Source organism: Brevundimonas sp., from assembly GCF_016742135.1.
Lineage (GTDB): Bacteria > Pseudomonadota > Alphaproteobacteria > Caulobacterales > Caulobacteraceae > Brevundimonas.
This window is the reverse complement of the sequence record NZ_JACVCG010000004.1, coordinates 272,688-294,130: the sequence shown is the minus strand read 5'-3', so window position 1 is coordinate 294,130 and position 21,443 is coordinate 272,688. Positions and strand designations below refer to the sequence as shown.

General features: G+C 67.2%; 19 protein-coding genes and 1 riboswitch. Of the genes, 9 read left to right on the top strand and 10 right to left on the bottom strand.

Features of this window, described 5'->3' with window-relative positions:
• Nucleotides 1-2 precede the first annotated feature (2 nt).
• Nucleotides 3-1,649 carry a hypothetical protein gene (locus IBJ06_RS10490; RefSeq protein ID WP_292160008.1) on the bottom strand — a complete coding sequence of 549 codons (1,647 nt, stop codon included), beginning with the start codon at nucleotides 1,647-1,649 and terminating at the stop codon, nucleotides 3-5.
• Between the two features lie 4 nt (nucleotides 1,650-1,653).
• On the bottom strand, nucleotides 1,654-3,066 hold the full coding sequence (locus tag IBJ06_RS10485; protein WP_292160006.1) for a DUF4139 domain-containing protein: 1,413 nt from the start codon (nucleotides 3,064-3,066) through the stop codon (nucleotides 1,654-1,656).
• Between the two features lie 227 nt (nucleotides 3,067-3,293).
• Between IBJ06_RS10485 and IBJ06_RS10480 the strand changes: the two genes are divergently transcribed.
• Nucleotides 3,294-3,668 (top strand): copper chaperone PCu(A)C, encoded by a 375-nt coding sequence (locus IBJ06_RS10480; RefSeq protein WP_292160004.1) that lies wholly within the window; start codon nucleotides 3,294-3,296, stop codon nucleotides 3,666-3,668.
• Nucleotides 3,669-3,746: 78 nt separating this feature from the next.
• Complete coding sequence (ychF, locus tag IBJ06_RS10475) at nucleotides 3,747-4,841, top strand: redox-regulated ATPase YchF (RefSeq protein ID WP_292160002.1); 1,095 nt, start codon at nucleotides 3,747-3,749, stop codon at nucleotides 4,839-4,841.
• A gap of 3 nt (nucleotides 4,842-4,844) precedes the next feature.
• Here ychF and IBJ06_RS10470 read toward each other — a convergent pair whose 3' ends face one another.
• On the bottom strand, nucleotides 4,845-5,288 hold the full coding sequence (locus tag IBJ06_RS10470) for a hypothetical protein (RefSeq protein WP_292160000.1): 444 nt from the start codon (nucleotides 5,286-5,288) through the stop codon (nucleotides 4,845-4,847).
• Nucleotides 5,289-5,405: 117 nt separating this feature from the next.
• Here IBJ06_RS10470 and IBJ06_RS10465 point away from each other — a divergent pair, with 117 nt between their 5' ends.
• From IBJ06_RS10465 to IBJ06_RS10445, 5 genes are all read left to right on the top strand, one after another.
• Nucleotides 5,406-7,616, top strand: a complete 2,211-nt coding sequence (locus IBJ06_RS10465; protein WP_292159998.1) for a TonB-dependent hemoglobin/transferrin/lactoferrin family receptor — start codon at nucleotides 5,406-5,408, stop codon at nucleotides 7,614-7,616.
• Between the two features lie 48 nt (nucleotides 7,617-7,664).
• Complete coding sequence (locus IBJ06_RS10460) at nucleotides 7,665-8,651, top strand: DUF6607 family protein (protein WP_292159996.1); 987 nt, start codon at nucleotides 7,665-7,667, stop codon at nucleotides 8,649-8,651.
• Between the two features lie 46 nt (nucleotides 8,652-8,697).
• Nucleotides 8,698-8,829: riboswitch (SAM riboswitch) on the top strand.
• A 132-nt stretch (nucleotides 8,830-8,961) separates the two neighbouring features.
• Nucleotides 8,962-9,924, top strand: coding sequence for a homoserine O-succinyltransferase (locus tag IBJ06_RS10455; RefSeq protein ID WP_292159994.1), 963 nt, complete (start codon nucleotides 8,962-8,964; stop codon nucleotides 9,922-9,924).
• Nucleotides 9,921-11,114, top strand: coding sequence for a cystathionine gamma-synthase (gene metB, locus IBJ06_RS10450; protein WP_292159992.1), 1,194 nt, complete (start codon nucleotides 9,921-9,923; stop codon nucleotides 11,112-11,114). Before IBJ06_RS10455 ends, metB begins: the two co-directional genes overlap by 4 nt.
• A gap of 1 nt (nucleotide 11,115) precedes the next feature.
• Entirely contained in the window at nucleotides 11,116-12,093 is a 978-nt protein-coding gene (locus IBJ06_RS10445; RefSeq protein WP_292159990.1) for a hypothetical protein, read from the top strand.
• Here IBJ06_RS10445 and IBJ06_RS10440 read toward each other — a convergent pair.
• The 5 genes from IBJ06_RS10440 to petA all read right to left on the bottom strand — a co-directional run bounded on the left by IBJ06_RS10440 (nucleotide 12,046) and on the right by petA (nucleotide 18,915).
• Nucleotides 12,046-13,653, bottom strand: coding sequence for a M28 family peptidase (locus tag IBJ06_RS10440; protein WP_292159988.1), 1,608 nt, complete (start codon nucleotides 13,651-13,653; stop codon nucleotides 12,046-12,048). The genes IBJ06_RS10445 and IBJ06_RS10440 overlap by 48 nt on opposite strands.
• A gap of 41 nt (nucleotides 13,654-13,694) precedes the next feature.
• Nucleotides 13,695-15,353 carry a M28 family metallopeptidase gene (locus IBJ06_RS10435; protein WP_292159986.1) on the bottom strand — a complete coding sequence of 553 codons (1,659 nt, stop codon included), beginning with the start codon at nucleotides 15,351-15,353 and terminating at the stop codon, nucleotides 13,695-13,697.
• A gap of 786 nt (nucleotides 15,354-16,139) precedes the next feature.
• Nucleotides 16,140-17,024, bottom strand: coding sequence for a cytochrome c1 (locus IBJ06_RS10430; RefSeq protein ID WP_292159984.1), 885 nt, complete (start codon nucleotides 17,022-17,024; stop codon nucleotides 16,140-16,142).
• A 5-nt stretch (nucleotides 17,025-17,029) separates the two neighbouring features.
• A complete protein-coding gene (locus IBJ06_RS10425; protein WP_292159982.1) occupies nucleotides 17,030-18,331 on the bottom strand; it encodes a cytochrome b/b6 in 1,302 nt (433 codons plus the stop codon).
• Between the two features lie 17 nt (nucleotides 18,332-18,348).
• Entirely contained in the window at nucleotides 18,349-18,915 is a 567-nt protein-coding gene (petA, locus tag IBJ06_RS10420; protein WP_292159980.1) for a ubiquinol-cytochrome c reductase iron-sulfur subunit, read from the bottom strand.
• Nucleotides 18,916-19,093: 178 nt separating this feature from the next.
• On the opposite strand from petA, the gene IBJ06_RS10415 reads away from it, so the two are divergent.
• Entirely contained in the window at nucleotides 19,094-19,534 is a 441-nt protein-coding gene (locus IBJ06_RS10415) for a tRNA (cytidine(34)-2'-O)-methyltransferase (protein ID WP_292159978.1), read from the top strand.
• Nucleotides 19,535-19,588: 54 nt separating this feature from the next.
• On the top strand, nucleotides 19,589-20,464 hold the full coding sequence (hemF, locus tag IBJ06_RS10410; RefSeq protein ID WP_292159976.1) for an oxygen-dependent coproporphyrinogen oxidase: 876 nt from the start codon (nucleotides 19,589-19,591) through the stop codon (nucleotides 20,462-20,464).
• Nucleotides 20,465-20,467: 3 nt separating this feature from the next.
• Here the strand turns inward: hemF and IBJ06_RS10405 are convergent, their stop codons facing one another.
• A complete protein-coding gene (locus IBJ06_RS10405) occupies nucleotides 20,468-20,659 on the bottom strand; it encodes a hypothetical protein (protein ID WP_292159974.1) in 192 nt (63 codons plus the stop codon).
• Nucleotides 20,660-20,722: 63 nt separating this feature from the next.
• The gene (locus IBJ06_RS10400; protein WP_292159973.1) at nucleotides 20,723-21,427 is read right to left on the bottom strand and encodes a homoserine O-succinyltransferase; all 705 of its coding nucleotides are present in this window, start codon (nucleotides 21,425-21,427) and stop codon (nucleotides 20,723-20,725) included.
• Between the last annotated feature and the right edge of the window lie 16 nt (nucleotides 21,428-21,443).

Here is a 21,443-nt window from a genome sequence, read left to right as displayed (position 1 = left end):
CGTCAGTATTCGAGTCGGTAGCTGTAGCTCAGACGCTCGACGCTTCGAGGCGGAACGTCGAATGTCCAGGCCGGATAGCCGCCTTCGGTTATACCGCTTTCGCGACTCTCGCGGGTGATGGCGAAGCCCGGCTCGAAATAGGATCGTGGAATGATCTCGACCTTCGCCGAATCGGACCCCGCGTTCAGTATCTCAACCTCGACGGTATAGAGGACGGTTGTCACACCGCCGGTACGGCTGGAGCTGTATTCGGTTGCGCGGTGCCTCACCCGGACATTGGGTGACTGGCCAATCAACAACTCGACCGGCAGGCCGACCGGACGATCCGTGCTGCGAACCTCTCCGGTAAAGAAGGCCGGACCGTCCGTCCGCTGTTGCCGCAGGCTCCAGGTCCCGCCCGGCAGGGCCAGACCCAGGGCCGAGCCCGCATCGTTGTCCAATCTCAGCACGATATCGGTCTGGAAGGGACCGGTGACCCCCATGAGATCCGCCGACCCGTCGACTCGCGCCCGATGAAGGCGCTCGACCGGCACATCACGTCGCTCCAGAAACCGGACCTGCTTGGTCTGGCGCGCCGCGACCGTGGTGAGCTCCGGCAGGGTGTAAATCTTGTAGTCGCCCAACTCGCCCTGCTCGGCCATAGGCGGAGCGGCCGGCGCAGGCGGCGGAGGTGGCGGAGGGGGAGGAGGCGGTGCAGCAGCCCGGTAGCCGGTCACCACGATATCCTCGACCCCATAATACTCCGGCATCTGGCCCTCGGTCGTTGTATCCTGCGGCCAGCAGCCGGCGCGACGCGGCAAACGCACGGCATCGACCGGCACAGTGCCCGACTCGGTTCTCAGATTGCCGGCCACAGCCTGGACCGGAGCATCAACAAAGCCGGTACTGCCGAAATTGGCCAGGGTCAGCCAGCCGGTCAACGTCATGGAACGTCCGTCCGGTGCCAGCTCGGCCACATAGTCGCTGGACCACTGCAGCCCGGTCGCCAGATAGGCCAGCGTCACCGTATAGCGGCCCGCTGCTCCCGCGCGCGTGCGCACCGACAGGCTGGGCTGATCGCTCAGCCCCTCGGGCACGCGGTCGAACACCACCCGCTGCGTCAGGCCCGAGCAGCTCAGGGCCTCGAACCCACCGTCGACCTCCAGCACCGGGCCATTGGCCCCGGCCCGAATCACGGCGACATGTTCCTCGGCGTTCCCGGTCACCGGGTTGACGCGGACCACCCGCACCGTTTCACCGATCGAGCGTTCGAACAGCGAGCCGGGCGTCAACAGGTCGAAGTCGGTATTCCGCTCGATCACCCCCGCGGGCAGACCCTCAAGCACCGCACTCTGGCCGACGATGCCGCCGGCCACGCCCTCGAACCGGATCACGGCCTCGCCCGCGGGCAGGTCGATGGTGCGGGTCTCGACGATCAGGGCCAGACCTTCGCGATCCGGTCGGCTCCAGCTCTGCTGCGACCGGCGCATCAGGTCGACCGTGTTCACCGGGCGGTCGCGGTAAATGACCACGGACACCGCGTCCGGCCCCGGGGAGACCGCCACAGGAGGCTCGGCCAGTGCGGCCGGACCGGCGGCCTGGGCGAGTACCGCCGGAGCCCCCAATCCGGTCAGAACCAGAGCCAGGATCAGGCTGAGGCCGACGCGCATCGGCTCAACCGCCGGTCTCGATGGTCGCGGTCAGCACGGTCTGCCCATTGGCGGGCACCGGCACACGCCAGACGATGGTCCGGGCGTCGCGCATCTCGCCCTGGATGCTCTGATCCTGAATCTCGGTGTCGCGGCCCAGTCCGGTCTGGCGCACCTCGACCACTACCGGCTCGGAGCGCGCATTCCGCACCGTATATTCCATCCGGTAGCGCGACCGTTCCGTGTTCAGGATGCGAGGCGCGACCCGCTCATTGCTGACCAGACGTGGCTGCACGGTGACGTCAAAGGCATCGCCGGTCGTGATGGCGATATCCGATCCGGCGGGCGTGTGGCCGATCTCGTCTTCACCGATGAAGCGGGGTTCGCCACCGGCGTCGCGCACATAGACCCGCACCACGCCCGCCGGCAGGGCCTGGCCGACCCCGGACGCCCGACCGTTCTGGAACAGCACCGCCACCTCGGCCGACTGCGCCCGCTCATAGGTCGAAAAGCCGCTCATCTGAAACAGATAGCGTTTGGACGCCGGCACATTGGCGACGTCCAGAAGGCCCACCTGCTTGTTCTGGTTGTTGGCGACCGTCACCCGTCCCGGCAGCGGATAGATGTAATAATCCGCGATGCCCTCGCCCCCGTCCGAGAACTCATAGCCGCCGCCACTGCCCCGCCCTCCGTAATAGCCCCCCCCGCTGACAAGATTGACCTGTCCCGCCACAACCCGCGTGCTGGCATCGGTGAACGTCGCGCCCGAGCGGTTGGTGATGGTGATCCAGCCGGTCAGGTCCAGGCTGCCGCCCGCTTCATCATACTGGGCCACATAATCGGCCTTCCACGACAGGCCGCTGGTCAGATAGCTGAGCGTGGTCTCCCGCCGCCCGCCGCCTTCGGCATCCAGTGTCACGCTCAGCGTCGGACGCGGACGCAGATTGGCCGGCACTTCGTCAAAGATCACCCGGGTCGGGACACCGTCGTCGCGCAGCACCTCAATCCGGTTTCCGATACGCAGCACCACCCCCTCGTTCGCGGCCAGAACCTGCGCCCGCTCGGTGGTCTCGCGGCCGGTCCCCGGATTGATTCGGACAATGCCGATGGTGTCGCCCACCGCGCTCTGCATCAGCTTGTCGGGGGTCAGCAGATCATAGTCGAAATTCTGTTCAACCACCGACAGGCCACGACCGCTGAGGCCCACCGTCTCGGGGCGGATGCTGGCCGACACGCCGGGGAATTCCTGACGCGAGCGTCCAGCGGGGATGTTCAGGTTCCGCACGTCCTCGACCAGGGCGATGTCCTGATTATAGATGGTGATCGCCACGCGCCCCGGGCCTCCGGGCCGACTGTCGACCTGCTCCTGGGCCGACACCGCCGTCCCTGTCAGCAACAGGGCGCATGCCCCTCCCATCAGACCCAGACGAAGCGACATGGTGATCTCCACGATAACAGCGACTTGCGACGGGCACGCTGGCACGGCCCGCCGGGGCTGTCGAGGGGTTACGCCTGTCGGTTCCTGACGGGCGCGACACCGCGTCCCTTGCCTGATGACGCGTGAGGGTTCATGGCCCCGCCATAACCGACTGACGGAACCCTCTTATGCGACTACCCGCTCTCGCCCTGCTCTGCCTTGGTGTCGCCGCCTGTCAGGAGTCGAGCGTGGCGCCGTCCGTGGAGGTGGCCGATGCCGTGTGCCGACCGACGCCGAACGGTCGCGATCTGACCGGCTGTTACATGATCCTGACCGCCACCACCGACGACCGGCTTGTATCGGTCTCGACGCCGGCTGCGGCGCTGGCCGAGCTTCACGAGATGTCGACCGAGGGTGGGATCATGTCCATGGCCGAGATGTCGGGCGGCCTGTCCCTTCCGGCCGGTCAGGCGACGGCACTGCAGCCGGGCGGAAACCACATCATGCTGATGCAGGTCACGGCACCGCTCGCCGAGGGTGACAGGGTTGAACTGACCCTGACCTTCGAGGATGCGGCTCCCATCACCGTCTCCGCCCGGGTCGGCAATCCCCCCGTCAACTGACGGTCGGGGCGGTTAGCGCCTGACAAACGGGTGCCCAACGGCTAAAGGCTCGCCTCGACCCGTTCCCCAGAGAGTTCCATGGCCCTGAAAGTCGCGATCGTCGGCCTGCCCAACGTCGGCAAGTCCACCCTGTTCAACGCCCTGACCAAGACGGCGGCGGCCCAGGCGGCCAACTATCCGTTCTGCACGATCGAGCCGAACACGGGCGACGTGGCCGTGCCCGAGCCGCGCCTCAAGGTGCTGGCCGAGATCGCCGGATCGAAAGAGATCATCCCCTCGCGCATCACCTTCGTCGACATCGCCGGTCTGGTGCGGGGCGCGTCCAAGGGTGAGGGGCTGGGCAACCAGTTCCTGGCCAACATCCGCGACTGCGATGCTATCGCCTTCGTGGCCCGCTGTTTCGTCGACGATGACATCACCCACGTCGAGGACCGCATCGATCCCATCGCCGACCTCGAGATCATCGAGACCGAACTGATGCTGGCTGATATGGAGAGTCTGGAGCGCCGCCGCGTCCAGATGGAGAAACGGGCCAAGGCAGGTGACAAGGAAAGCCAGCAAAATCTTAAACTGGTCGATCTGGCTCTCACCCAGCTTCACGCGGGCAAGCCCGCGCGGACGGCCGAGATCAGCAAGGAAGACCGCAAGGCATGGGACATGCTGCAACTGCTGACCGCCCTGCCCGCTCTCTATGTCGCCAATGTCGACGAGGGGTCGGCCGACAAGGGCAATGAGCTGTCCGACCTTGTGGCCGCGCGAGCCGCGAAGGACGGCGCCAAGTCGGTCGTCATCTCGGCGAAGATCGATTCGGAATTGGCCGTGCTGGACGAAGCCGAGCAGCTGGAGTTCCTCGAGACCCTGGGTCTGGCCGAACCGGGGCTTAACCGTTTGATCCGCGAGGCCTATGCCTTGCTGGGCCTGCAGTCCTATTTCACGGTCGGCCCCAAGGAAGCGCGCGCCTGGACCATCCATGTAGGTGACACCGCGCCGCAGGCGGCGGGTGTGATCCATACGGATTTCGAGAAGGGCTTCATCCGCGCCGAGACCATTGCGTATGACGACTACGTCGCCCTGCGCGGTGAGGCCAAGGCGCGTGAGGCCGGCAAGCTGCGCGCCGAAGGCAAATCCTATGTCGTCAAGGACGGCGACGTCATGAACTTCCTGTTCAACTAGGGGCTATTCTGACGGGCAGCGGCTGAAGGCTACCGTCGCCCCGTCGCGATCCGGATAGGACAGTCTGAGGCGATCCTCCGTGGCCGAGGCGCGCACGGTTTCGCGGGTCTCCTGCCCCTCGCCCTGACACACCAGATCCAGCTCATGCCCCTCCGCAATCGGGCGTGAGGCCTCGATCGCGCAGCTGTTCTCATAGCCCTCAAAGCGCGTCAGCGTGATGGTGATCGGGCGCTCCGGGCCCGTCGTGTTCGAACACCAGGCGGGATCGGCCGCCCAATCCCCCAACAGTTCTGCATGCCCGGTTGTCCGGGCCGGCGCAGGCTCCGCCGGAGGCAACGGCGCATCTGGATCCGGAGTGACCGGTCCCGGCTCCATCGGGTCATTCCCACAGGCCGCAACGGCGGCGGCCAAGCTGGCGGTGGCGGCAAGGCGGAGCAGGGTTTTCATATAGCCTGGAACGCATATGTCGCCACTGTGTTCAGAACGAGTCGCAATTGCGGTTGCTTCTGATAATCGTTCGCAGTAATTGCCCCCGACCTTCACCGTAACTCCCCGGGGCTTCTCATGCGTGCAACTCTTTTCCTCACCACCGCCCTCGTCAGCCTGGCCTCTGCAGCGCCGACCCTCGCCCAGAGCCAACCGGTATCGAACCCGGTCATCGACCCGGTGACGCTTGATCCGATCACAGTCCTGGCCACCCGCAGTGCCACGCGCGTCGACGAAGCCCCCGCCACTGTCACCGTCATCTCGGCCCAGGAGATCGAGCAGAACCTGTATACGGACATCAAGGACCTGGTCCGGTTCGAGCCGGGTGTCAGCGTCCCAAGCCAGCCGGCCCGCTTCGGCGCAGCCCTGGGCTCGACGGGCCGCGACGGCAATGCCGGCTTCACCATTCGCGGGCTCGGCGGCGATCGGGTGCTGATCGTCGCGGACGGCGTGCGGACGCCTGACGGCTATGCCTTTGGCCCGCAGAGCGTCGGACGCGGCGGCTATTCCGATCTCGACCTGATGAAGTCCGTCGAAATCCTGCGTGGCCCGGCCTCGGCGCTCTATGGCTCGGACGGCGTGGCCGGCGCGGTCTCGTTCACGACCAAGGACCCGGTCGATATGCTGGGCGCCAGCCGCAACTGGACCGCCCGGGCCCGCGTCGCCTATGGCTCGGCCGACGACAGTCTGGCGACCGGCCTCTCGTTCGCAGGCCGTGACGGCCCCCTGTCCGGTCTGGTTGCCTGGACCCACCGCGAGGCCTCGGAAACGGACAATCAGGGCACGGTGGGTGGCGAGGGTGCGGCCCGGACCGAGCCCAACCCGCAGGACTTCAGTTCCGATGCCCTGCTGGCCAAACTGATCTGGGACGTCGCCCCCGGCCACCGGCTGGGCCTGACCTGGGAGTCCTACAGTTCGGATGTGGACGCCAATGTCCTGTCGGGCCGCAGCCCCTCGGTTCTGGACCTGCGCGCCGAAGACGAGACCACCCGCCAACGGATCGCCCTGGACTGGCGGACCGAGGCCCTGCCGGGACTCGATGAGGCCTCAGTCACCGTCTATCGGCAGGAGTCCGAGACCCGTCAGTTCACCTTCGAGGATCGTGAGCCGGCTGCAGACCGCACCCGCGACAATACCTTCGACAACGATGTCATGGGCCTGGCCGCGCAGGGGCGTCGCAGCGTGATCGTCGGCGGGGTCGAACACCGTCTGATATTCGGGGGTGACTGGTCCAAAACCACCCAGAGCGGCGTGCGCGACGGCACCGTACCCCCCGCCGGGGAGACCTTCCCCTCCAGCCCCTTCCCCGAAACGGACTACACGCTCGCCGGTCTGTTCGTTCAGGACGAGATCGTGCTGGCGGGCGGGTCGCTGCGGATCATCCCGGCCCTGCGGTATGATGCCTATGAACTGACGACCGCGGATGACCCCTTGTTCACCGGCCCGAAGGCGGATCAGGAAGACAGTCGCCTGTCGCCGAAGCTGGGTGTTGTCTGGTGGGCCAACGACACCTTCGGTCTGTTCGCTTCTTACGCCGAGGGCTTCAAGGCCCCGACCCCGTCACAGGTGAACAGCGCCTTCGGCAACCTCGCCTTCGGTTACATTTCGGCGCCCAATCCCGACCTGAAGCCAGAGACCAGCCGCAGCGTGGAAGCCGGCCTGCGCCTGCGCGACGTTCCGGTCTGGAATGGCGGCCGGATGGCCCTGCAAGCCGTGGCCTTTCAGGCGGACTACAAGGACTTCATCAGCCAGCAGGTCGTGTCGGGCTCCTTCACGCCGATGGACCCGGCGGTCTTTCAATATGTCAACTTCACAGATGTCGAGGTGAAGGGCCTGGAGTTCCGCAGCGATGCCTCATGGGACAATAGGCTCAGCGCCCGCGTCTCGGCTGCCTGGGCCGAGGGCGATCAGACGACGGCTGGCACCACCACGGCCCTGCCCAGCATCGACCCGCTCAAGGTCGTCGTCGGCCTGGGCTGGGATGCGCCTTCGGGAGCTTTTGGCGGCCAAGCCATCGTGACCTGGTCCGAGGCCAAGGATGCCGCCGACACCACGGGCCTAGCTTGCTCGCCGAACTGCTACGTCGGGGACGACTTCACCCTGTTCGATCTGACCGCCTACTGGAACGTCACCGACACGGTCACGGCCCGCATCGGCGTGTTCAATGTGTTCGACGAAACCTACGGCTGGTGGAGCGATGTCTCGGGCCTGTCGACCACCTCCACCGTGCTCGACGCCTACACCCAGCCGGGCCGCAATGTTTCGATCTCCCTGACCTTGCGTCTGTGAGCGGGGAAAGCGATAATGCGAATGAGTTTCAAGTTGGAGATACTCCCCATGCGCGCCGTCCTTGCCGCCGCCCTTCTGATCGGCACCTGTATGCCGGTCGCTGCCCTTCCCGCGACCGCCCTCGCACAGGCCACCACAGAGGCTACGGCCGACGCCAAATTCCAGCGCGACCGTCAGGCCATCCTGGCCCAGGCCGGACAGTTTCGCGTGCGTTTCGACATGCGCGAGACGGTGCCCTTCATCGATGGCTATGAGCCGCTGGACGAGAAGCTGTCGGGAGGCAACGAGATCGTGCGGGTCGTCTATGACGACGGCACCCGTATCAGCCTGCAGCACATCCTGGTCATGGAGCATGGCGGCCAGACCCATGTGATCAAGCACTGGCGTCAGGACTGGGTCTATGAGCCGGAATCCGTCCTGACCTATGCGGGGCCCAACCAGTGGGTGCTGGCCCCGGTGCCGGAAGGCCAGCGCAAGGGTGCCTGGTCCCAGACCGTGTGGCAGACCGATGACTCGCCGCGCTACGGCGGGGTTGGGGTCTGGACCTATGCCCACGGCATAACCGAATGGGCCTCGGCACCGACGCTGCGTCCGCTGGCCCGCCGCGATGCGGTGCGAAACCCGATCTATGACCGCTATGTCGGGACCAACCGCCATGCCCTGACCCCCTTCGGTTGGGTGCATATTCAGGACAACCTCAAGATGTCCGGCGCCCAGGGTGACGACGGTGACAGCCAGGTCATCGTGCACGAAGATGTGGTCAACACCTATCGTCAGTGGGATGGTTATGACGCGGCGCCCGGTGACGACTATTGGGCCGACACTCAGACTTACTGGGCCGGTGTCCGCGGCCTGTGGGATGAGGTGATCGCCCGCGACGGCGGCATTCACGTCCAGGAGGAGCCCAATGCCGGGGCCGTCACCGGACCGGCCCTGATGGGCCTGGCCGACCAGATCCACGCGGGTGAAACCACGACCGAAGCGGCGCTGGCCGAGGCCCGGACGGTCATCATGGATGCTACTTCCGGTAGCTGATAATTTTTCTTCTTGACGGCTGCGCCCGCCGTCGCCACGCTTAAGTCACTCATCAAGACCGGTCGAGGGATAGGCCCTTTGACGCCGGGGCAACCTTCGCGAAGAGACCCTCTTCGCGAGATGGTGCCAACTCCTGCGAGGATCATGGTCTGACGACCCGATCCGCGAGAGATGAGTGAAGCGACGGCCTCTTGCGAGGTCCCGCCGTTTCACGGGTCGATCCACGCACGAGTACTCGATGGGCGGAGTTCGTCGTGTCGTGCCTGCTGACTTTTCCTCTCCCACCCTCCCCGCTTGGCGGGACCACACCGTGTCCCTGCCGGGATTCTGTCTCGGCGACGGTCAGCCGCTGACCGACGCGACCGTGAACCTGCGCCGGTTCGGGCCCGAGGGGGCACCCGTGATCGTCGTGCTGGGCGGCATTTCCTCCGACCGCAGGGTCGCCGACGTTGGCGACGGCCGCGCTGCCTGGTGGCCGCGCATCGTGCGCGCCGGCGGGCCGGTCGATCTCGACCGCTATCAGGTTTTTGGCGTCGAGCTGTTGCCCGGTCCGGGCGAGGCCGAGATCCGCACCCTGACCCCGGCGGATCAGGCCCGTGCGCTTGCCGCAGCCCTCGATCATCTCGGCATTCCGCAGCTGCAAGCGCTGATCGGCGCCTCCTATGGCGGCATGGTCGGACTGGCCTTTGCCGCCCTGTACCCCCAGCGGCTGAAGCAGCTGATTGCCATCTCGGCCCCGCATCGTCCCGCCACCCACGCCACGGCCCTGCGCGGCATCCAGCGCCGCATCCTCGCCCTCGGCATCGAGACCTGTCGCCAAGGCGAGGCCGTTGCCCTGGCCCGCGAACTGGCCATGACCACCTATCGCACCCCCGAGGAACTGGACTGGCGCTTCGGCCATGACGTGGTGCCGGAGGCCGCCGGCCAGCCCTACGCCGTCTGCGACTATCTGAAGGCCCGGGGCCGGGCCTATGTGCCGAAGATGTCGGCGGAACGCTGGATCAGCCTGTCGGATTCGCTGGACCGCCACCGGGTCGAGCCTGAGGCGGTGGTCGTGCCGACCACCCTGCTGGGTTTCACCTCGGATCAGCTGGTGCCGATCGCCGACCTCGATGGTCTGGCCGGCGCCCTCCCGAACCTGCGTGCCTTTGTCCGTGCGCCCTCCTTCTACGGCCACGACGGCTTCCTCAAGGAAGAGGCCGTGGTCGCCGACCTGGTCACCTCGGCCCTCTCCGAGCCCTTGTCCTGTTGTCCTTCCGAGCTTGCCGCATGACCTGTCCCCCCTCCCCGCACGACCTCGCCACCCGCCTCGCCCGCGTCGGCATCGATCAGGACCCGGCCCATGGCGCGGTCATGCCGCCGCTGCACCTGAGCGCCAACTACAGCTTTGACGGGCTGGAGGCAAAACGCCGCTACGACTACAGCCGCTCGGGCAATCCGACCCGCGACCTGCTGGGCGAGGCCCTGACGGCACTGGAGGGCGGGGCCGGCACGGTCGTGACCGCCAGCGGTATGGCCGCCGTCGATCTGGTGCTGAGCGAACTGTCCCCCGGTGATCTCGTGATCGCGCCGCATGACGGCTATGGCGGTACGCACCGCCTGCTGAACGCCCGCGCACGGCGAGGGCACTTTGAGGTGGCCTTTGTCGATTTCGGCGATGTGATCGCGTTTGAGGTAGCGCTGGCCCGCCAGCCGAAACTGGTGCTGGTCGAGACGCCGTCCAATCCGCTGATGCGCCTGACCGATATCGAGGCCGTGAGCCGGGCGGCCCACGAGGCTGGCGCAAAGGTCGCGGTCGACAACACCTTCCTGTCCCCGGCCTTGCAACAGCCGATTGCCAAGGGAGCCGACTGGGTGATCCACTCGACGACGAAGTTCATCAATGGCCATTCGGATGTCGTCGGCGGGGCGGTCATCAGCGCCGCGCTGGAAGACCACGAGCGGCTGGCGTGGTGGGCCAACTGTCTGGGCACGACCGGGGCCCCGTTTGACTCCTGGCTGACGCTGCGCGGACTGCGCACCCTGTTCGTGCGGATCGAGCGACAGCAGGCGACGGCGGGCGATCTTGCCGAATGGCTGGTGCAGCAACCGGGCGTGCGGGCGGTCCACTATCCGGGGCTGGCCGACCATCCCGGGCATGCGCTGGCGAGGCGGCAGCAGGCAGGCTTTGGCGCCATGCTCAGCCTCGAGCTGGAAGGCGGTCGCGACGCCGCACGGGCCCTGGTCGATGGGCTTCGGGTCTTCACGCTGGCCGAGTCGCTGGGCGGGGTGGAGAGCCTGATCGCCCACCCGGCCGGGATGACCCACGCCGCCATGACGCCAGAAGCGCGCGAGACCGCCGGGATCACCGAGGGCCTGCTGCGCCTGTCGATCGGACTGGAGCATGTCGAGGACCTGCGGGCCGAACTGGCCTCGGGACTGGCCAAGGCTGTGCTTGCCTCCGACCAGCGAAAGGCGGCCTGAGATGACTGCGCTTCTCCTGAGCCGGTCATCGCTCGAAGCCCTGCCGCGTGCGGTTGGACCGTTGCGCGTTGCCCTGGCCGGATGTGGGGTCGTGGGCGGAGGCGTGCTGCCGGGCCTGCTGGACCGGGCCGACATCGCGCTCATCGGGGTGCTGGTCCAGACCCCCGGCAAGGTCCGGTCACCTGAGCCGGCACCCGAGCTGGTGGTGACCGACCCGGCCGCGCTTCTCGCACGGGAGCCGGACGTGGTGATCGACGCCCTGTCGGATGCCTCGCTGTCGCTGGCGTTGATCCGGGCAGCCCTGTCGCGGGGCATCCATGTGGTCAGCGCGTCGAAGCAGGCGGTGGCCGCCGACGTCGACGGCCTGTCGGCGCTGGCCACCGCGACCGGTGTGAGCCTTCGCTATTCGGCGGCGGTCGGTGGCGGGGTGCCTATGCTGGAGACGGTGCAGCTGGCGCGAGGGCTGGGGTCGATCCGGCGGATCGAGGCGGTGCTGAACGGCACGGTCAACTTCCTGCTGAACCGGCTGGCCGCAGGACATCCGTTCGCGGTCGCCCTGGCCGAGGCACAGGCGGCGGGCCTTGCTGAGGCCGATCCGTCCGCAGACCTGAACGGCCGGGACGCGGCGGCCAAGCTGTTCCTGCTCAGCCGCGCCGCCTTCGGGCCGGGGGCCCGGCTGCCGGACCGGGTGCAGCCGCTTACGGCAGCGTTCCAGCCGGGACCGGAACCGGTCCGCCAGCTGGCGGTGGCCGACTGCGCCGGGGGGCAGATCACCTTCGCCCCGGTCGCGGGCGATCCGCTGTTCGCGAACCTTCCCGACGCCGGAAACGCCATCCGCATCACCTTGGCGGACGGTCGCATTTTGAGCCGTTCGGGCCTGGGAGCGGGGCGGGCGCCGACGGCCGCGAGCGTCTGGGCCGACCTGACCGACCTATTGGCGAGCCGCGTCGGAGCGGGCGCGGATGGCGCCGAACTCTGAATCGAGCTTCCAGCCCGGCCAGCGGTCCGAGTTCGCAAGGTCCCAGGCCAGCGCGTACATCAGGGTCAGGTTCTCGACCGCCGAGCGCAGGTCATAGTCCGCGCGCCATTCGTCGCTGCGCTGGTGATAGTCGCGGCTGAACAGGGCCTGATATTCGGGCAGGCCGACCTCGATGCCCCCCTCGACCAGGTCGACCCCGTGCCAGGGCATGAGGGCCGGCACACCGGCGCGGGCAAAGGGGAAGTGATCCGAGCGGAAATAGTAGTTCTGCTCGGGCTCGCGGTCGTCGGTGACATAGCGGCCCTCGGCCTCGGCGAGCACAGCCAGATCGTCTTCAAGCGTGTTCTGGCCAAAGCCGAAGATGGCGAAATCGCGGGTCGGGCCACTGAGCGGCAGCATGTCGATATTGAGGTTCGCGACCGTGGTTTCCAGCGGATAGACCGGGTCGACCGCATAGGCATAGGCGCCCAGCAGACCCATTTCCTCGGCCGCCATGTGGGCGAACACGACAGTGCGCTGCGGCCGCGGCGAGAGCGAGAAGGCGCGCGCCAGTTCGAGGATGCCGGCCGTGCCGGAGGCATTGTCCCAGGCACCATTAAAGATGGTGTCCCCATGCGCATCGGGCGAACCGACGCCGACGTGGTCCCAGTGGGCCGAGAAGATCACGACCTCATCCGGATTGTCCGAGCCTTCGATCTTGGCGAGCAGATTGTAGGTCTGGATTTCCTCGCGGGATTCCTCGATGTCGACGGTCAGGCGGACGCCGGTCATCTCGATGGCCTTGAACCGGCCGGTGTCGACCGTGGCCATGGCGCCGTGATCGATTCCGGCGGCGGAGCCCCACTGCATGGCGGTCTGCGGGCCGACGCTGCCGGTGAAGGGAATGGGATCGAGGCCTTCGACTGTCGTGCGGGTGCGGCCAGGGCGACCGGCCATCCCCTGCCAGCTGCCCGGGTCCAGAATCAGGGTGACGACCCCGACCGCGCCCCGGCGAAGCGCCTCCATCTTTTTATAGCCCGCGCTGGAATAGAGGGTGTTGTAATCCCCGCGGAACAGCTCGCCTGCGGGCTCACCGGCCAGAACGATCACGACCTTGCCCGTCACATCGAGATCGCCGTAGTCGTCCCAGCCACGCTCGGGCGCGGTGATGCCGTAGCCGGCGAAGACGACCGGCGCGTCGGCGATGTGGACCCGGCCACTGTCATTGGCCGAGCGCAGCTGGATGTCGGTGGCAGTCAGGGCGTGGGGAACGCCATCCGGGCCGCTCCAGCTGGCGACCGGCGCGCGCGCCGGGCTGAAGCGGAACAGGGTGACCGGCTGCAGCCACTGACCGTCCGGGCCGCCGGGCTGGAGTCCCATGGCCTCGTACTGGGCCTGGAGGTAGTCCAGCGTCAGCTGCTCGCCGGGCTGCTGACCGGACACCCGGCCCTGAAAGCTGTCGTCGGCCAGCACGCGGATGTGGTCGGACAGGCGACCTGCGGAAATGTCCTGAGCCAGAGCGGTGCCGGCGGTAAGCAGGACGGCGGCGGCGGCGATACCACCCAGAAGGCGACGGAACATGGGAACTCCTGACTATTGACCGGGGCGACGCGGGCCCTGGATCAGCGACGCGCGGCCGCGCTTTCCTGACGAACGGGACCGAATTCCGATCCTTCTTTCCAGCCCGGCCAGTCGCGGCTGTTGGCCAGGGCCAGACCGACGGCATAGACGACCTCCAGATCCTCGACCGCGCCGCGGAAATCCATTTCCGGCAGCCATTCGTCCGCCGCCTGGTGATAGCGACGTGCGCCATACTCGGCCCGCAGGGCTTCGCGCTGCGCCACCGGCTCGTCACGGAAGTCACCCGCGCCCTTGGGATAGGCCATGGGCACGCCGCGCTTGGCCAGGGGGAAATGGTCGGACCGGAAATAGGTGCCGGCGGCGTTGTTGGTATCGGGCACGATCACCCGGCCCTGCGTCGCCGCCACAGCCTCGAGCTGCTCATCGAGAGTCGAATGGCCATAGCCGGTGATGCCCAGTCCGCTGAGACGCCCGTAGACGTTCATGGCATCGAGGTTGAACCCGGCGACCGTGGTTTCCAGCGGATAGAGGGGATTGGCGGCATAGAATTCCGAACCCAGCAGGCCGCTTTCCTCGGCGGTGAAGGCGATGATGACGATCGAGCGCTGGGGACGCGGCCCGGCGCCATACAGGCCCGCGATCTCGATCAGACCGGCGATGCCCGAGGCATTGTCGACCGCGCCGTTGAAGATGCGGTCGCCGTCGGCATCGGGATCACCCACGCCGATGTGGTCCCAGTGACCGGTGTAGAGGATGGTCTCGTCCGGGTGGGTGGAGCCCGGCAGGCGGGCGATGATGTTGCGGGTCGTGATAGTTTCGGTTGCGACCTGGAATTCGGCATTGAGGGTCTGGCCTTCCAGGGTGACCGGCCGGAAGTCACGGCTGCGGGCGGCGACCTTCTGAGCCTCGAAATCCAGACCGGCGCGCTGGAACAGGTCGACGGCCACGTCGCGCTGGATCCAGCCCTCCAGGGGGACGCGCTCGCCGTCGGGGTTGGCGCGGACGATATCGAACTGGGGGCCCGTCCAGGAATTCTTGACGGTGGTCCAGCCGTAGGAGGCGGGGGCGGTCTCGTGGACCACCAGAACGCCGGCGGCACCGCGCCGGGCGGCCTCCTCGTATTTGTAGGTCCAGCGGCCGTAGTAGGTCATGGCCCGGCCGTTGAAGGTGTTCAGCTCGGGCTGCTCATAGTCGGCGTCATTGACCAGGACGACGATGACCTTGCCGCGCACGTCGACATCCTTGAAGTCGTCCCAGTTCCGCTCGGGTGCCGTGGTGCCATAGCCGACGAACACCAGGGGCAGGTCGTCGAGACGCACCTGATCGGCCGGACGGCGGGTCGAGATGACGATCTGTTCGCCCTGGGTCAGGGCCCGGCTCTGGCCCCTGTCGCGGAAGGCGGCGTTGACGTTGCTGACGGCAAAGCGGTTGAGGGTCACGGCCTGGGTCCAGCCGCCATTCTCGCCGCCGGGCTCAAAGCCGGCCTCGGCAAAGGCCCGCGACAGATAGGCGATGACCATGTCCTCGGCCGGAGTGGCGATGCCGCGCCCCTCGAAGCTGTCATCCGACAGGAGCCGGACGTGGGCCGACAGGCGATCCGGATCGATCTGGCGAGCGGGCTCCGCGCCGCCGGGCAGGGTCATACAGGCGGCCAGCGCCGCCCCCGCAGCAAGAACACTCAGCCTGGACAGCAGACGCATGGGGCACCTCTCACGAAACCGGAGACGCGACCCTAAAGCCTTGTCCCGCCGACGCAACTGTTGAGCGGGTATGCGAAAGCCCCTCTCGCCCCGGGGGCAGAGGCTATGGAGAGGCGGGCGGCGCGCGGGCCGGGGGCCCGGAACCGTGTGCTCCCGTGCTTTCGCCGTCAGGGAGCGTGTGTGAATTTTCGGCACCTGGCCTGGCGCCGCCCCGGTCGGTTCACGCGAGCGCCTGGGGGGACTGTCTCTTCAGCCGGGGGTCGGGGCGCCCAAAAGCTTGCGGTCCCGACCTCGCCTGTCCCGGTTCGACAGCAGGTCCCAGTCTCTCGGCCCGCGACGGGCGGGGCGTCCAGAAACGCCCCGGACCCCGGGGTTTCGCCCCGGGCAATCCCGCTCGACCGGCCCCCGCCGCCGCGTCAGTGCCTGGGTCCCGAGGCGCCTCTCCTGCGACGGAGACAGGCAGAGGGTTGCACACCCCGCGACCCGGTCGGGAAGAACGGTCCGGGAAACGGGAGGGGCGTTGAAAGGGTTGGGGAATTCGGCGGCGGCTATCCTGTCATCTGTCTCCTCCCTATCGCATATGGGGAGGTGGCGCGGCGCGTCAGCGCCGTGACGGAGGGGTTCTTGGGGAAGTGCAGGCGGTAAGGCCCCACCCTCCTTCGCCAAGGCTACGCAGGGTCCCCCTCCCCATCAAGATGGGGAGGAGACGAGGGGCGTCCGCCCACGAAAAACCCGCCGAAGCGCGGGCTCCGGCGGGTCAATCAGTCGACGTGGAAACGGCTGCCCCTAGTGGGCGATGCCCTTCCAGATGCGGCGGTAGCTGGCGTAGGTCAGGCCGGCAAAGATGAACAGGAAGGCCAGCACGCCCAGGCCCGTGCGCTTGCGCTCGGTCGCGTGGGGATCGGACGCCCAGGCGATGAAGGCGGCGACGTCCTTGGCATACTGGTCCACCGTCTGGGGCGAGCCGTCGTCATAGGTCACCTGACCGTCGGAGAGCGGATTGGGCATGGCGATGAAGCCGCCCTCTGGCACGTGATCGGGATCACCGGTCCAGAAGGGGGACAGGTCGCCGGCCATATAGGGGTTGTAGTATTGGCCCGGGGCGATCTGGAGGCCCGCAGGCGCCGGCACATAGCCCGACATCAGCGAGTAGATGTAGTTGGCGCCGTCGTGACGGGCCTTGGCCATCACCGACAGGTCGGGCGGGGCCGCGCCGCCATTGGCCCCGGCGGCCGCCGTGGCGTTCGCATAGGGGTTGGGGAAGCGGTCGGCCGGGGTGGCCGGACGCATGATCGGCTCGCCCGTTTCGGAGTCGATGTCGGCAACCTGGACCTCGGCCGCCAGCACGCGGACATAGGGGTTTTCGGCCGGTCCGCCCTTGAAGTGCGAATCGTAGAAGGGCCCGCCGGGCTGGCCGAGGTTGCGGAAGGACATCAGGTCCATGCCGTGACAGGCGGCGCAGACCTCACGGTAAACCTTGTAGCCGCGCTGCAGCTGGGCCTGATCGAAGGTGCCGAACGGCCCCTCGAAGCTGAATCCGCCCGAACGCGGATGCTTGGCTCCACCGCCGGCGGCCCCGGCCGGGGCGGCCACGGCGACCAGGCTGAGGGCGGCGACGGCCGAGGCGACGATCTTGAACACGGCGGAAGGGGTCCCGTTTTGAATGGTCATGACGATCAGTCCTTCTTCTCGGGGATACCGCCGTCGAGCACCGGCTCGGAGACCGAGGCCGGGACCGGCAGAGGCGTCTCCTTCAGCCCGACCCAGGGCATGATGATCAGGAAGAAGGCGAAGTAGTAGGCAGTCAGCAGGCGCGTCAGCCACAGATAGCTGTTCAGCTGGCCGTCCAGCAGCATGAAGCTGGGCATGCCGGGCACCACCTGGGCGTCGGGCAGCTGGGCCCCGCACCAGCCGAGGCCGAGGCCGACCACCAGGAAGATCAGGAAGAAGACCTTCATGGTCGGGCGATAGCGCATCGAGCGCACCCGCGAGGTGTCGAGCCAGGGGATGACGAACAACACGCCGATCGCGCCGAACATGGCCAGCACGCCGCCGAACTTGTCGGGGATGGCGCGCAGGATGGCGTAGAAGGGCAGCATGTACCACTCGGGCACGATGTGCGCCGGCGTCACCAGCGGGTTGGCCGGGATGTAGTTGTCGGCATGGCCCAGGGCGTTCGGCATGTAGAAGACGAACAGGGCGAACAGGATCAGGAACAGGATGATGGCAAAGCCGTCCTTGACCGTGAAATAGGGGTGGAACGGCAGGGTGTCCTTGGCCGTGCGCTCCTTGGGGATCAGGACCCCGGCCGGATTGTTCTGGCCCGCCGTGTGCAGCGCCCACAGGTGCAGCACCACCACGCCGAAGATCACGAACGGCAGCAGATAGTGCAGCGAGAAGAAGCGGTTCAGCGTGGCGTTGTCGATGGCCGGACCGCCGCGCAGCCAGATCAGCAGGGGCTCACCCACCACCGGCACGGCGCCGATCAGATTGGTGATCACCTCGGCGCCCCAGAAGGACATCTGACCCCAGGGCAGGACGTAGCCGAGGAAGGCGGTGGCGATCATCAGGAAGAAGATGATGCAGCCCAGGATCCAGATGATCTCGCGCGGGGCCTTGTAGGAGCCATAGTACAGGCCCCGGAGCATGTGCAGATAGACGGCGATGAAGAACATCGAGGCGCCGTTGGCGTGCACATAGCGGATCAGCCAGCCGCCATTCACGTCACGCATGATGCGCTCGACCGAGGCGAAGGCCATTTCGGTGTTCGGCACATAGTGCATGGCCAGAACGATGCCGGTGACGATCTGGATCACCAGACACAGCATCAGAATGCCGCCGAAGGTGTACCAGTAGTTCAGGTTCCGCGGCGTCGGCAGCGACATATAGTCGGCACCGAAGCGGATGATCGGCAGGCGGCCGTCGAGCCACTTTTCGATGCCGGTCTTGGGGACGTAGGTGGATTCGTGATCGCTCATGGTCTGTCCGTCCGTCCTCAGCCGATCCGCACGCGGGTGTCGGAGATATATTCATAGGTCGGCACGACCAGATTGGTCGGCGCGGGGCCTTTGCGGATGCGTCCCGAGGTGTCGTAGTGCGAACCGTGGCAGGGGCAGAACCAGCCGCCGTAGTCCCCGGCGTTGAAGGTCGGCACGCAGCCCAGGTGAGTGCAGGAGCCGATCACCACCAGATACTGCTCATGACCGGCCTTGATGCGGTCGGCGTCCGCCTGGGGATCCTTGAGCGCGCTGAGCGGCGTGTTGGCAGCCTCCTGGATCTCGGCCGGGGTGCGGTAGCGCACGAACACGGGCTTGCCCTGCCACTTGATGACCACCTGCATGCCCTCGGCGACCTTGGTCAGGTCGAACTCGATGGTCGACAGGGCCAGGGTGTCGGCAGCGGGGTTCATCTGATTGACCAGCGGCCAAGCCATCATGACCCCGGCACCCACTGCGGCGGCGCCGGCGGCGATGTGGATGAAATCCCGGCGGGTGGCGTCGTCGCCCCCTCCGTGTCCGTCGTGGTTCAGCTCGACCGATTCGGTCACATCACACCTCATCATGGGCCCCGATGGACCCAGGCCGGCCCATCGACGGTATCGTCATAGTTGACGCGAGACGTCATACACCAGCCGTGCGGACCGGATTTGCGGCTCATCGCCGCAAGACGGCGCGTGGCTGAGAAACACTCGCAAAACCAGCCGCGACAAGCCCCCGGCTCACGCGTAGAAGGGCCTTAGAATGCGTCTCGCCCTTTTTCAACCAGCCATTCCGCAGAACGTGGGCGCCTGCATCCGCCTGTCGGCCTGTTTCGGCGTGGAATTGCATGTGATCGAGCCCACCGGCTTCCGCTTCGATGACCGCGCCATGAAGCGCGCGGCGCTGGATTACGGGCCTCTGGGGCATATGACACGGCACGCCGACTGGGACGCCTTCCAGCGGGATCGCGGGGCCGGACGGCTGGTGCTGTTCACCACAAAGGGGGCCGAGCCCCTGACGGAATTCCGATTCGAGACGGATGACACCCTGCTGTTCGGCTCCGAACCGTCCGGGGCACCCGATCCCGTGCATGCGGCCGCCGACGCCCGGGTGCTGATCCCGCTGAAGCCCGGGGCGCGGTCGCTGAACCTGGCGGTCAGCGCCGGCATCGCCTGCTGGGAATGGACGCGGCAGGTCGGGTGACTGCGGCAGACCTCCCCCTGCCCTGCGCGTGAAAATGCGATTAGAAGCACGGCCATGAGCGCCCCTGCCCCCGATCTCGACACCCTGAAGACCGAAGCCCGCGCCTGGTTCGAGAGCCTGCGCGACCGGATCCATGCGGCGCTGGAGGCGCTGGAGGATGCGGCAGATCCCGCCCTCTATCCCGGCGAGCCCGGCCGGTTCGTGCGCACGGAGTGGCAGCGGCCCGAGGGCGGCGGCGGCGTCATGGGCATGCTGCACGGGCGGCTGTTTGAAAAGGCCGGGGTGCACTGTTCGACCGTGCACGGCACCTTCCCCGAGGACTATGCCAGACATGTGCCGGGGGCGGCCGAGGACCCGCGCTTCTTCGCCACGGGGATCAGCCTGATCATCCATCCGCGCAATCCGCGGGTGCCGGCCGTGCACATGAACACGCGCTTTATCGCCACGACGAAGGGCTGGTTCGGAGGCGGAGGCGACCTGACGCCGGTTCTGGACGTGGACCGGCGCGAGGATGCGCCCGACACGATCGCCTTTCACGCCGCCTACAAGGCCGCCTGTGACCGGCATGATCCGACCTATTACCCGCGCTTCAAGGCCTGGTGCGACGAGTATTTCTTCCTGAAGCACAGGAACGAGCCGCGCGGCACGGGCGGCATCTTCTATGACCATCTGGACAGCGGCGACCGGGCGGCGGACTTTGCCTTCACGCGCGACGTGGGCGAGGCCTTTCTTGCCGCCTATCCGGACATTGTGCGGCGTCGCATGAGGGAGGCCTGGACCCCGGCCGAGCGCGAGGAACAGCTGGTCCGGCGCGGCCGCTACGTCGAGTTCAACCTGTTGTACGACCGGGGCACGACCTTTGGCCTGAAGACCAGCGGTAACGTCGAGGCGATCCTCAGTTCCATGCCGCCCGAGGTGAAGTGGCCGTAGGGGTCAGTTGAAGAAGACCGAATAGCAGGCGCGCTGCTGGCAGTAGTAGACGGTGCCGTTGGCCGCGACATAGTTGCCAGCGCCGACGGACTGGGCCTTGCTGGGTGCAGCGTTGAAGGCCAGGCCGATCAGCACGCCGATCGCAAGCAGCAGGGCGGCGAGCAGAAGGTCACGGGCTTTCAGGGTCAGGGTCATGGCAGGTCTCCGGGTTGAGACCCGACGCTATCCGATTCAGCGAGCCGTGCACCTGACGATTACTCACCCTTTCAGAAATGTCCGCAGCCATTCGCCTACGACGTCGCGGTCATTGGCGGCCTTGAGGCTTTCCAGCGCGGGGTCGACCCGGTCGGCGCCGATGCGGTCGCGGCGGCCCTCGGCGAGGGCGGCGGCGAAGGCGGGCGTGAACTCCGGGTGGCCCTGCAGGGAGACGGCGGCGTCGTCCCAGGCGAGCCCGGCGAAGGGGGTGAAGTCGCTGGACAGGATCACGCGGGCCCCGGCGGGTCTCTCGACCACCTGATCCTGATGCGAGACCGGGATGGCGATGGTGGTCAGGGGCGGCTGCATCCAGGGTTCGGACTGTTCGACCCGGTACCGATGCAGACCGACGCCCCAGCCGCGATCCGACTTCTCGACCCGGCCGCCCAGCGCCTGGGCCATGGCCTGATGACCGAAGCAAATGCCGACCATGCGGGTCCGACCCTTGGCCGAGGCGATCCAGTCCAGCAGGCGGCCGATCCAGGGTTCGCCGTCATAGACCCCGGCGGGCGAGCCGGTGATGATGACACCGTCGAAGGCCTCGGGATCGGGCGGCGCGCTGTGGCGCACGTCGATGCTGCGGATGTCGAAGCCCTCGCCCAAGAGCCGCGTGAACATCTGCGGATAGCGGCCGTGTTCGGGCGACAGGTCGGAGGGCGGGGCCCCGGTCTCAAGGATGGCGATGCGGGGCATTCGGGTCTCGGTCATCCTGTCGATATGGCCG